Source organism: Pseudomonas sp. LBUM1662, from assembly GCF_059695915.1.
Genome location: NZ_CP166793.1, coordinates 6125877 through 6137396, shown reverse-complemented (window position 1 = coordinate 6137396; position 11520 = coordinate 6125877). Strand labels below are relative to the sequence as shown.

Genomic DNA, 11520 nt, shown 5'->3' with positions numbered 1-11520 from the left:
GCACTTCCAGAACAGAGAAGCGCTAATGCTAGCGGATAACGATGGATCAGCGCTTGTTAAGGTCGCCGTAAAGCTCGGGGCGGCGATCGATCAAGTAACGATTGGCAGCGCGGGAATCGACCATCAACTGACGGTCCAGCTCGCCGACAATCAGTGCTTCATCCAGGCCAGCCTGGGCGATGCGGCTGCCATCCGGCGCGGCGATGCTGCTCTGGCCGCAGTAATTGATCTCGCCTTCCTGCCCGCAGTAGTTGGCGTAGGCCACATAACACTGGTTTTCGAAGGCACGGGAACGAACGGTCACATCGGCAACGAAGTCGAAGGGAATCATGTTCGCCGTCGGCACCAGGATCAGCTCGGCACCGGCCAAGGCCAAGCGTCGGGCATTTTCCGGGAACTCGAGGTCGTAGCAAATCAGAAAGCCGAGCTTCCAGCCATTGAGTTCCACCAGCGGAAACTCATCCTGCCCGGCGCTGAACATCGAGTGATCGAGGTCGCCGAACAGGTGAGTCTTGCGGTAGTTGCACAGGCGCTCACCGTTGGCGTCGATCAACTGCACGGCGTTGTAGATCTGCCCGTCCTCGGTGCGCTCGGGATAGCCATACAAAATGGCGATCCCGGCCGTCTTGGCGATGCGCGCGATTTGTTGCGCCGATTCACCGTTGTGCACCTCCGCCAGTACGCTGACGGCATCGATGCCGATGTTGTAGCCGGTCAGGAACATCTCCGGCAGCACCAGCAAATCCGCGCCCTTGGCCTCCAGCGCCAATTGATGCAGACGTTGCAGATTACCTGCGACATCCAGGGGCAGCGGTGGACATTGGTAAAGGGCTACGCGCATTCGGGATTCCTCTTACTCGGGCAAGGCGATCGGACCGATCTCGTTGAACACATCCCCTGGACCCGGATTCTCGGCGTGAGTTTCACCGCCGAAGTGTTTCATGATGCCCCACACCGCGTTAAGCGAGGTCTGCACCGCGCCTTCGACCCACGCCGGCGTCCACGAAACGTCGTCGCCGGCGATGAAAATCCCGCGCTGTTCGGCCGGCATGTCGTCCTGCATGAAGTGCGCGTACATGCGCTGGTTGTAGCGGTAGTGGCCGGGCAGGGCGCCTTTGAAGGCACCGAGGAAATGCGGGTCGGCTTCCCACGACACGGTGATCGGATCGCCAATGATGCGCGCGGCGATGTCGACTTTCGGGTAGATCTTTTTCAACGAATCCAGCGCCAGTTTCACGCGTTTCTCCACCGGGTGCGGGAGCATCTTCAGCGCGTCGCTCATCCACGAGTACGACAGGCAAATCACCCCCGGCTTGTCGTCGCCGTTATCGAAGAGGTAGGTGCCGCGGGTCAGGCGATCGGTGAGCGTCATGCTCATCAGGTCGCGGCCGGTTTCCGGATCCTTGTCCTTCCAGAACGGCCGGTCGACCATCACGAAGGTTTTCGACGACTGCATGTAGCGCGTGCGGTCGAGCGCCATCCACATCTTTTGCGAGAACAGGGTTTCGTCGCATTCGATCTGGGTGGTCAGCAGCCAGCTCTGGCAGGTGGTCAGCACCGCGGCGTATTCACGGGTGTCGCCGTTGTTATCGGTGACCGCAAAACGGCCGTCCGGGGCGTGAGCGATTTTTTTAACCCCGGAGCGTGGCGCGCCTCTGTGCAGCGACTTGAGGCTGGTGCCTTCGGGCCAGTGCACGCAACGTTCCGGCACATGACGCCAGATACCTTGTGGCACTTGTTCGACGCCGCCGACGACCAGATGTTGGTGATCGTCGCAGTTGGTCATCACGACGCGGAAGATTTCCAGCATCGAGTTCGGGAAGTCCGAGTCCCAGCCGCCGGTGCCGAAACCGACCTGGCCGAAGACTTCGCGGTGATGGAACGAGAGCTTGGCGAAGGCTTCGGAGGTGGCGACGAAGTCATAGAAGGTTCTGTCATCCCACAGCGGAACCAGGGTGTTCCACAGCTCTTTAAGGCGCGGCACATCGCGGTCGCGAATCGCTTGCTGGATATCGGCGAACTGCGAGCCAGCCTCCAGTGCATCCGCCCACGCGTCAGCCACTTCCTGGAACAGTGCAGGAAGATCCGTCAGCTTCTGTGCGTAGTGGGTTTTGCCTTCCAGGTCGATCACGGTGCTGCCAGAGGCTGGCGTCAGCGGATTGGGAAAGGGTTTGGTCTCGAGACCGAGCTTGTCGACATAGTGGTAAAACGCCGTGGACGACACCGGGAAGCGCATGCCGCCCAGTTCGGCGACGATGCCATCGGTCCCATTGAACGCTTGGGAACGCAGACGACCGCCCATCTTCGAGGCTTCATAGACGACGGGTTTGAGGCCCAGTTTCATCAGCTCGTAAGCCGCCACCAGACCGGCGATACCCGCACCGACAATCGCCACTTCAGCGCCATGATTGTGCGCCGGAATGCTGCCCAGGCCGGCCGGGTGCTCGATCCAGTCGTCAAAGGCGAAAGGAAAGTCCGGGCCGAAAATGGTGACTGGTTTTTTACCGTCTGCAGGATGGCGATTGTTCTTGTTCATGACTGACCTTACTGGCGACCCGACGCGGAATGCGCATCTGAGTATAGGAAAAGATGGCAGCCATTCTAGAGAGCGTAGAACACGTTAATAAGACGCAATGTGTCGTCGTTTTGCCAATTACTTAATCATTATGACGAACTATCGCTACACACTGACCAGTGTGGGAGCGGGCTTGCTCGCGAATGCGGTGGGCCAGACAGCAGAGATGTCTACTGACACGCACCCTTCGCGAGCAAGCCCGCTCCCACCCTGGACCGCGTTTAAACCGGCTGCCCCCGATCAATCTTGCTACTCAAGATGATCGAAGTCGTCGTCTTCTCCACCCCATCCACACTGCCAATCTGATCCAGCAACTGATCCAGTTGCTCCGGCGATTCCGTGCGCAACCACGCCACATAATCAAATTCGCCACTCACCGCGCACAACTGCTGCACCTGCGCCATGGCGCTGAGCCGACGCAGCACCTCCTTGCCCGAGCGCGGTTGCACCGTGATCCCGACGTACGCCTGCAATCCACCGTCCACCACCCGTTGACCCAAGCGCACGCCGTAACCGGTGATGACTTTGGCCTTTTCCAGCCGCGCCAGGCGTGAAGTCACCGTGGTCCGTGCGATCCCCAATTGGCGAGCGAGCATGGCCACGCTTTCGCGGGCATTGATCTGCAAGGCCGCGATCAATTGGCGGTCGATTTCGTCAAGAACGGGTGGGCGGGTGTCAGGCAAGGGTCGTCTCCGGCAACACAAATCAGTGAGTCGGCATGTTACAGCACGGCTCGCACAGCGGATGTTTGATCTCGCGCCAGTACCGTTCGGGACATTTTTGCAGGCGACAAATTGCCATAAGTAACTAGGTAGTACATCATTCCGCGCTTGTCACAAATGGGGAAAATTTCCGACATGAATAATTCTGGGGCTGCCACCGGCGGCAAATGGTTGCTGTTGGGGCTGGGTGTCCTGATTGCGTTGATCGGGCTCGGCCTGGCTGGTGGCGGTGGTTATCTGGTGGCGCTCGGCGGGAGCTGGTACTTCCTGCTGATGGGCCTGGCGATGCTGGTGTCCGGGCTGATGATTGCCCGTCACAAGCCGCAAGGCGCGTGGCTGTATGGCGTGGCGTTGGTCCTGACGGCGATCTGGGCGGTGTGGGACAGCGGTTTTGAATACTGGCCGCTGGTGTCGCGAGTGCTGACCTTCACCGTGATCGGCTTGGTCATCGCGTTGATGTATCCAACGTTGGTGCGCGCTTCCGGAGCGACGGCGGGCCGTAGGGCTTATGGCCTCGCGGGCATTTTGGGCGTCGGCGTGGTTGCAACCATGGCCTATATGTTCGTGCCGACCCACGTAGTCAAAGCTACGACTGAGCCAGCCGTAACACCCGTCACGCCGGGCTCCGAGCAAAAAGACTGGGCTCACTGGGGCAACACCACCGCTGGCAACCGCTTTGCCGCGCTGGATCAGATCAACAAAGACAACATCGACCAGTTGCAGGTGGCGTGGACTTTCCGCACCGGCGACATCCCGCAAAGCACCGGCGCCGGTGCCGAAGACCAGAACACGCCGCTGCAAATCGGCGACACCGTCTACACCTGCACCGCCTACGGCAAAGTCTTCGCCCTGGACGCTGACACTGGCGCCCAACGCTGGAAGTTCGACCCGCAAGGCACCGCGCCGAACTGGCAGCGCTGCCGCGGCCTGGGCTACTCCGAAACCCCGGCGTCCTCGGACCATCAGCCGACTGCCTGTACGAAACGTCTGTTTCTGCCGACAGGCGATGCACGCCTGATCGCCATCAATGCCGACACCGGCAAGCCGTGTGAAGAGTTTGGCAACAACGGCACGGTCGATCTGACCACCGACATGGGCGAAGTGAAACCCGGTTACTACCAGCAAACCTCGACCCCGTTGGTCGCGGGTGATGTGGTGATCGTCGGTGGCCGCGTGGCCGATAACTATTCCACCGGCGAACCGCCAGGTGTGGTCCGCGCCTACGATGTGCGCAGCGGCGAACTGGTGTGGGCGTGGGATCCGGGCAACCCGAACACCACCAAACGCCCGCCCGCCGGCGAGACGTATACCCGTGGCACGCCGAACGTCTGGTCGGCCATGTCCTACGACGCCAAACTCGGTCTGGTGTACCTGCCCACCGGCAACGCCACCCCGGACTTCTTCGGCGGTCAGCGCACCGAGTTCGACGACAAGTGGAACTCATCCATCGTCGCCATCGACGTGAAAACCGGTCAGGTGCGCTGGCACTTCCAGACCACTCACCACGACCTGTGGGACTTCGACCTGCCGGCGCAACCGCTGCTGTACGACGTGCCGGACGACAAGGGCGCAATGCAGCCAGCCCTGGCGCAAGTCACCAAACAGGGCGAGATCTTCCTGCTCAACCGCGAGACCGGCGTGCCGATCGCCCGCGTCGAAGAGCGTCCGGTGCCGCAGGGCAATGTGCCCGGCGAACGCTACTCGCCGACCCAGCCGTTCTCGGTGGACATGCCGTCAATCGGCAATAAAACCCTGACCGAATCCGACATGTGGGGCGCCACGCCGTTCGACCAGTTGATGTGCCGCATCCAGTTCAAAGGCATGCGCCACGAAGGCGTCTACACCCCGCCGGGCATGGACCGCGCGCTGCAATTTCCGGGCTCGCTGGGCGGCATGAACTGGGGCAGCGTCTCCGTGGACCCGAACACGAACTACATGTTCGTCAACGACATGCGCCTGGGCCTGGCCAACTACATGATCCCGCGCGACAAGATCGCCGCCGGGGCCAGCGGTATCGAAATGGGCGTGGTGCCGCAGGAAGGCACACCGTTCGGTGCGATGCGCGAACGCTTCCTCTCGGCGGCCGGCATTCCGTGCCAGAAACCGCCGTTTGGCACCATGTCGGCCATCGACCTCAAGACTCACAAGCTGATGTGGCAAGTGCCGGTTGGCACTGTGCAAGACACCGGCCCGCTGGGCATCCGCATGCACCTGCCGATTCCAATCGGCATGCCGACCCTCGGCGCGTCGCTGGCCACTCAGTCGGGCCTGTTGTTCTTCGCGGGCACTCAGGATTTTTACCTGCGCGCTTTCGATACCGGCAACGGTAATGAGATCTGGAAAGCACGTTTGCCGGTCGGTAGTCAGTCTGGCCCGATGACTTACGTTTCGCCGAAAACCGGTAAGCAGTACATCCTGCTGACGGTGGGTGGCGCACGTCAGTCGCCGGATCGTGGGGACTACGTGATTGCGTATGCGTTGCCTAAGTAAGGTCTGAATCGCAGGTACGAAAAAGCCGCGCCATTGCGCGGCTTTTTCTATTGAGTTTAGCTTTGCACGATCTCGGCGAATGTCTCCCGAAATCGTTTCATGTCTGCAGCTGTTCCTACGCTGACCCGAATCCAGGTTGGCCAGTCTTTCCACACCCGTCCCACCATGACGCCACGCTTGGCGAGCGCATCCACAACCTCTTCGGCCGGGCGCTTGACGTCGACCATGAAACAGTTGGCTTGTGACTGCGTGCAGCGAAAGCCGCGTGCTTTCAGCCAGGCGATGGTTTTGTCGCGTAGTCGGGCATTGTTTTGCTTTCGCTGGGGCAGCAGATCTTTGTCTTCAAGGCTGGCTATCCCGCCGAGCAATGACGAGGTCGCCGGCACGTTGTAACCGCCGAAGACTTCCATTCGCTCAAGCAGGCCGGGGTGACCGACCGCAATGCCCAGCCGGGCGCCGGCCATGCCGTAGATTTTCGAGAAGGTGCGCAGCACCAACAGGTCCGGATGATCCTTGACCAGTGGAATGCAGGTCGGTGCATCCGAAAAATCGATGTAGGCCTCGTCCACCAACAGGATCGAACCCTTGGGCTTATCGGCCAGTGCCTGTTCGATGTCCCGGCGCGGGGTGACAGTGCCTGTCGGATTATTCGGATTGCATACGTAGATCAGTCCGGCGTGCGGGTCGGCGGCGAGCATTCCGCGAATATCGTGAGCGTGGTCAGCATTGAGCGGCACTTCGTGCACCGGGACTTTTCGACCGCGCGCGGCCTCCGCTGGGTCTTCATAAGAGGGTGTGGCCATCACCAGGCTGCCATTTTGTGTGAAGGCGTGCACCGCGTGTTGCAACACCGCTTTGGAGCCGCAGTAAGCCTGCACGTATTCCTCCGGCACACCTTGCTGCCGGGCGAATAGCTCAACAAGTTGGTACTGGATTTTGTAGGGGTAACGCCCGCACAGGGCGATCCCTTGCTGCATCGCCAGACGCGCAGATGGCGCCGGCCCCCATGGACTTTCATTGAAATTGATCAACACATCATCGGACGGTGCGGGCACAGAGACAGTCGTCGTTTGTGCCTGCCCCCACGGCGCATGCGCCAGAAACGGCAGGGCCGCAGCAAAACCCATGATCGAACGGCGCGTGACATCAACCATACAAATTCCCTTTTCAGAACGTCAGATGCGCCATCGGCTTTGGATGGCCTGGACACTGATGTAACGAAACGGTTAATGGCTGATTTAAGCGAGGGGAGAGCTGTCCACAGGATGGACAGCGACCGTCAGTCATAGTCGAATGCGAAATCGAGGGATGCGAGGTGATCAAAATGACGAAGAAGATGCCTCCCGCTGTCCGGGATCACGCCGTGCAAATTGCCAATCACGAAATGGGTCACTACGTCGTTGCCCGGGCCCTGGGATTTGTAACGGGCGGCGTGAGCCTGACCGTCACCATGGATTTGAGGCATCACGCCGGCGCCTCCATTACCTTGGCGCGTTCAACTTCCTCGATTGAGGCAATGAAGGAGCATCTGGAAGCCCGGATGATGGTCCTCTTTGCTGGCGCGATGGCGCAGTCATTGGTCTCAAAACATTCATCCGGGAAACGCGTCGATAAGTCGAAAGCGACCGCCATCCTGAGGGGCGAACTCGGGGCGGAACAGGACTACGCAAAAATAAGGGAATTACGGCACCTGCTGCGCAACATCACCTACCCCGATACGGATCCGGATTCGTCTGAACGCGTAACGGCCGAGCTGAAAGAGATTACGGATCGCCTGTGGTTGCGGACTCAAACAATCGTGGAGGCTTTGGCCGATACGATTACCGGATTGGGTGAAGCGTTGGTAGATGGCATGGGTATCGTGGAGCAATGGGGCAGAGCAGCGGATACGTATGAAGGGGTGTTGACGAGGGAGGTGCTTGAACGGATGGGGGTGGTGCAGGCGATTCCGATGTTGAGTGCCGGGGCAGGCAGCTGTAGTGATGCCGGTCCATTCAGGAAGTAACGACATTGCGGGCGCGCATTGCACGCCCGATCACGATTCGGAAGCCCCGAATAATCGGGGCTTCTTTCAAGGGGAAAAGCCGCGCTATTACTCGGACTCCGTCGCTGTCCGGGGAGGCCTTGGTGTCAGAACTTTAACCACATCATCAATCACCGCCTTACCCATCGCCGTCAGATAGTGCGCGGCCCAGGCGTGGCGGTCGGTGTCTCTTGCGTAGGCTGCGTCCTCGGCAAATGATTTGGCGAGGAACAGCAGATCGGAGGCTTGTGACAATGCATCAACGATGGGGACACCGGCTCGGACGTTGAACAACGCCTGATCCGAGCAGTAGATGAGTGGGGTGAAACCGATGGTTTTCAGGTCTGATGGTGCGGACGGATTTGCTTTGCTCATTGTTTCGCTCCTTAAAACGAGGAGCTGCCGCATTCGTTACCACACGAATGGGTGGCAGCTGTACGCAGGGTGGTAAACCGGGAGAGCAAAGAAACCGGCAGACCCGAAGGTCTCCCACGCACAGCCGCCATAACTCGGGATTACAGGCGAAAAAACGCATGGAATCGTGATGGGAGCACTGTTGCACTTTGCCTCGCCGGGTTACCACACCCGATCACTGCATTTGCAGCGACGTCCGGAGAGTATCCCGTCGAAGAGAACGCCAACAAGGCGGCAAAGTGCCCAAACGCACCCACTACGCAATTCTCGGAGTTTGCCTACAAGGTCCGCGGGCGTCATCTCATATTGCGACAATCTCAGCAAATAAAGCCGGAGCTCCAGGTACAAAAAAACGGTGCTTCGCGCGGCAATCCCACTTGGCCTGCCTAACCCTGGAAGCAGATGTAGATCTATTTCAGGATGAGTGTTGAACATCATTTTCGGAAGCGTCTGACATACACGCCAGCGGTCTCTTGTCGATCATTGACACTTTCTCGTGGCGTCGGGCCTTGGTTCGAGGTTGGCGGAATGGAGACCGAAGTGACCGCCTATTTTCCAACTTTGACCATTAGCAGTCAGACCTACCATTTTGCTCACCTTGAACCATTTAATTTCACGATCACGAGTCAGTTGGCCAATCGTGATTTGCGCGTGCATGTCACTTTTTCTAGCCACTGTTTTAGCCAGGGCTATGACACGGCGACGCACCCAGACGGGGAACCGATCATTCTCGACGGTGCTGGGCGCCCACGCACGTTTTGTGCAGTCCGTTATCGACTGTCATTGGGGTTGCCAGCTGTAATTCTGGGGTTGAACCAGCCCCAGTCCAAGGTCCGTGAGACTGCAGCGCGGCGCAATTGGGCCTACTCGATGACAGTTCAGGACCCGGCCGGGCCTTACCACGTGTTCTTTGAAATACGTCGAGCCGCTAAGGAAAAGCCGCAGGATCTTAATCTCGTCGTTGAGAGTGCTTACCACCAAACCGGGCAGCCGCCCAGGTTGCTAGGTAAGATGGGCTTTGTGCTGCTGTGCAGTAAGGTCTACATGCGGCAACCGAGCTCTACCAAACGCTAGGAGCAGAAACGAAAAAAGACGCCATAGGCGTCTTCTTCGATTTGGTAAAGCAGATCCGGACACCACTTGCGAACCGCCTTGCGCGGTTACGGCTTTCGCCGCTGGGAAGCGCTCAATCTCATCCGGTCAGTCGCTTCGACAGCTCGAATCTAATGAAAGTCGATATTCACGTCAATCATTAGGTCTGAAGAAAGCCGCGCATCAGCGCGGCTTTCTTGTTTGGTGGGCCCACACGGATTTGAACCGTGGACCAAAGGATTATGAGTCAGAAAACATGTCGTCTGGCTGTGTCCGCTAGTGTTTTAAAGTCTAAGAAAAACCCTTCCAAATCAATTGTTCGGGTCTATCCTTTGATAGTACCTGTTCGCTTGTGTGCACCAGTGACCGGGGCCTATATAGACACGATGCAGACACGGGAGAAACGGCCATGGGTACTTTCACCAACAAGACCATCGAGTCAGCAACTCGTAAGGCCAAGCTACTCGGCAGCGACGTGTGGGTCACAGAAGACGGCGCACGCGGTGAAGGTCGTCTACGCCTGCGCGCTTCCTCACAGGGGGGGATTGCGTACTACTTCCGCTACTCCCTCGACGGCAAACAGGCCCAGCTACGCATCGACCGGGACAGCCTTGCCGAAGCCAGAGCCAAAGCAGCCGAGTACACCGACTTGTACAGGGCGGGACACCGTGACCTGCATACCTACCTTGCGCAAATGCAGGGTGAAGACGACGCCCGCCGCGAAGCTGCCCATCGCGAGCGTGAAGCGAAGGCCCGGCAAGGCACCTTCGGCCAGTTGCTCAACGGCTACACCGACGACATGGAGCGGCGCGGCAAGACCAGCGCCAAGGAAGTGCGTGGCTCGCTGAAGCTGAACGTGATGAACGCCTTCCCCGCGCTGGTGGCCAAGCCAGCCAAGGACATCACTCCTTACGACGTGTCCGAAATCCTACGCCACTGCCTGACCCGTCCTGTCGCCAGCAAGGGGCGCGGTGTGCGTCTCACCAAGGCAAACGCCACCAACGGCAAAAAGCGGCAGGCCGACAAGCTGCGCGCCTACCTGCAAGCCGCGTACGCTTTTGGGCTGGGCTTCGACCTGAACCCGTTGCGTGCGGCCGACGCGGTGCTGTTCGGCCTGACCGCGAATCCGGTGCGGGATGTGCCGACCATCGAGGGTGCCAACCGGGCCGAAACATGGGCGTTGGACAAGGCGGAACTGAAGGCGGTGTTGCGGGCCGTCGAGGATCTGCCGGAGCGCCGCCGCTCGATTGCCAAGGCCATGCTGTATCTGGCCGGCCAGCGCGCCGAAATGCTCTGCCGCATCACCTGGGCGGACCTGTACGACGGTGGGGAGCATGGCGCGGTGATGCAGTTGTTGGACCTCAAAGGCGGCAAGGGCACTCCGCCGCGTATCCACCTGCTACCGATGACCGAACGCCTGAGCGGGATCATGGCGCCGCTGCTGGCGCTGCAAGGAACTGATGCGCCGGGCCCATTCTCGCTGCGCGGCAAGATGGCGATTACACCCGGTACGGCGTTGGGGATTTTTCAGGAAATGGGCGACACCTTATCGGCAGCCGGCAAGACCCGGCGTTTCACGTGGCGCAACCTGCGCGCCACCATCGAGACGCATCTGGCTTCGCTCGGTGTGGATCAGGAACGTAGGGCGTGGCTGCTGTCGCACGGGCGGTCTGGTGTGCAGGCCAAGCACTACGACCGTTACAGCTATCTGCCAGAAAAACGCCAGGACTTGGAGAAGTGGGCGCGCTATCTGGATCAACTGGCCAGCGGGGAAACAGCCAAAATAGTGCAACTTCACGGGTGAAATTGGAAGGGACACAAGCAACCCCAACTGGCCTTGACCAGACCCCAACTGGGGCGCAGTATCTTAATCACAGGTAGCGCACCGCCCAGCAATGGACGGCCTTTCAAATGCGTATCGGCAAGCCGCAATATTCGAGGGGCTTTAACTTTCCTTATGGAGTTAAAGCCATGACCTCGACTCTCGAAATCACCCCACTCTTATTGGCACCCAATGCGGTCGCAAAAGCGCTCGGCATCGGTCGCAGTTCCGTTTATCAGTTGATGAAAAATGGCGACTTGGCCTGGGTTCAGTTTGGTGCGGATCGCCGGATTCCGATAACAGAAGTCCAGCGTCTCGCCACTGAAGGCGTTCCGTGTCTCACCAAAGACGCTCGCCGCGCTAAATTGTTGTAAGGGGGTGG

General features: G+C 59.4%; 10 protein-coding genes. 5 read left to right on the top strand and 5 right to left on the bottom strand.

All coding sequences use genetic code 11. The features are described from left to right. Nucleotides 1-46: 46 nt before the first annotated feature. The 3 genes from ACA049_RS28025 to ACA049_RS28015 all read right to left on the bottom strand — a co-directional run bounded on the left by ACA049_RS28025 (nt 47) and on the right by ACA049_RS28015 (nt 3258). Nucleotides 47-841, bottom strand: coding sequence for a carbon-nitrogen hydrolase family protein (locus ACA049_RS28025; RefSeq protein WP_497331382.1), 795 nt, complete (start codon nt 839-841; stop codon nt 47-49). A gap of 12 nt (nt 842-853) precedes the next feature. Continuing rightward, nucleotides 854-2536, bottom strand: coding sequence for a flavin monoamine oxidase family protein (locus tag ACA049_RS28020; protein WP_497331380.1), 1683 nt, complete (start codon nt 2534-2536; stop codon nt 854-856). 260 nt (nt 2537-2796) lie between these two features. Next, nucleotides 2797-3258, bottom strand: coding sequence for an Lrp/AsnC family transcriptional regulator (locus ACA049_RS28015; RefSeq protein WP_109635345.1), 462 nt, complete (start codon nt 3256-3258; stop codon nt 2797-2799). Between the two features lie 174 nt (nt 3259-3432). Here ACA049_RS28015 and ACA049_RS28010 point away from each other — a divergent pair, with 174 nt between their 5' ends. Continuing rightward, nucleotides 3433-5787: a glucose/quinate/shikimate family membrane-bound PQQ-dependent dehydrogenase gene (locus ACA049_RS28010; RefSeq protein WP_497331378.1), complete on the top strand. Its 2355-nt coding sequence runs from the start codon at nt 3433-3435 to the stop codon at nt 5785-5787. A gap of 56 nt (nt 5788-5843) precedes the next feature. Here the strand turns inward: ACA049_RS28010 and ptaA are convergent, their stop codons facing one another. Then, the gene (ptaA, locus tag ACA049_RS28005) at nt 5844-6941 is read right to left on the bottom strand and encodes a pyoverdine biosynthesis transaminase PtaA (RefSeq protein ID WP_497331376.1); all 1098 of its coding nucleotides are present in this window, start codon (nt 6939-6941) and stop codon (nt 5844-5846) included. Between the two features lie 170 nt (nt 6942-7111). Between ptaA and ACA049_RS28000 the strand changes: the two genes are divergently transcribed. Next, nucleotides 7112-7792 carry a peptidase M41 gene (locus ACA049_RS28000; RefSeq protein WP_497331374.1) on the top strand — a complete coding sequence of 227 codons (681 nt, stop codon included), beginning with the start codon at nt 7112-7114 and terminating at the stop codon, nt 7790-7792. An 87-nt stretch (nt 7793-7879) separates the two neighbouring features. On the opposite strand, the gene ACA049_RS27995 is transcribed toward ACA049_RS28000, so the two are convergent. Further along, nucleotides 7880-8185, bottom strand: a complete 306-nt coding sequence (locus ACA049_RS27995; RefSeq protein WP_497331372.1) for a DUF3077 domain-containing protein — start codon at nt 8183-8185, stop codon at nt 7880-7882. 567 nt (nt 8186-8752) lie between these two features. Between ACA049_RS27995 and ACA049_RS27990 the strand changes: the two genes are divergently transcribed. The 3 genes from ACA049_RS27990 to ACA049_RS27980 all read left to right on the top strand — a co-directional run bounded on the left by ACA049_RS27990 (nt 8753) and on the right by ACA049_RS27980 (nt 11512). Next, nucleotides 8753-9298: a YjaZ family protein gene (locus tag ACA049_RS27990; RefSeq protein ID WP_497331370.1), complete on the top strand. Its 546-nt coding sequence runs from the start codon at nt 8753-8755 to the stop codon at nt 9296-9298. Between the two features lie 427 nt (nt 9299-9725). Then, a complete protein-coding gene (locus tag ACA049_RS27985; protein ID WP_497331368.1) occupies nt 9726-11120 on the top strand; it encodes a tyrosine-type recombinase/integrase in 1395 nt (464 codons plus the stop codon). 107 nt (nt 11121-11227) lie between these two features. Next, nucleotides 11228-11512, top strand: coding sequence for a helix-turn-helix domain-containing protein (locus tag ACA049_RS27980; RefSeq protein WP_497331366.1), 285 nt, complete (start codon nt 11228-11230; stop codon nt 11510-11512). Nucleotides 11513-11520 lie beyond the last annotated feature (8 nt).

Bases quoted from the DNA above. Each gene is read 5' to 3' on its own strand.
- ACA049_RS28025 (WP_497331382.1), bottom strand. From the start codon at position 841: ATGCGCGTAGCCCTTTACCAATGTCCACCGCTGCCCCTGGATGTCGCA.
- ACA049_RS28020 (WP_497331380.1), bottom strand. From the start codon at position 2,536: ATGAACAAGAACAATCGCCATCCTGCAGACGGTAAAAAACCAGTCACC.
- ACA049_RS28010 (WP_497331378.1), top strand. From the start codon at position 3,433: ATGAATAATTCTGGGGCTGCCACCGGCGGCAAATGGTTGCTGTTGGGG.
- ptaA (WP_497331376.1), bottom strand. From the start codon at position 6,941: ATGGTTGATGTCACGCGCCGTTCGATCATGGGTTTTGCTGCGGCCCTG.
- ACA049_RS28000 (WP_497331374.1), top strand. From the start codon at position 7,112: ATGACGAAGAAGATGCCTCCCGCTGTCCGGGATCACGCCGTGCAAATT.
- ACA049_RS27995 (WP_497331372.1), bottom strand. From the start codon at position 8,185: ATGAGCAAAGCAAATCCGTCCGCACCATCAGACCTGAAAACCATCGGT.
- ACA049_RS27990 (WP_497331370.1), top strand. From the start codon at position 8,753: ATGGAGACCGAAGTGACCGCCTATTTTCCAACTTTGACCATTAGCAGT.
- ACA049_RS27985 (WP_497331368.1), top strand. From the start codon at position 9,726: ATGGGTACTTTCACCAACAAGACCATCGAGTCAGCAACTCGTAAGGCC.
- ACA049_RS27980 (WP_497331366.1), top strand. From the start codon at position 11,228: ATGCGTATCGGCAAGCCGCAATATTCGAGGGGCTTTAACTTTCCTTAT.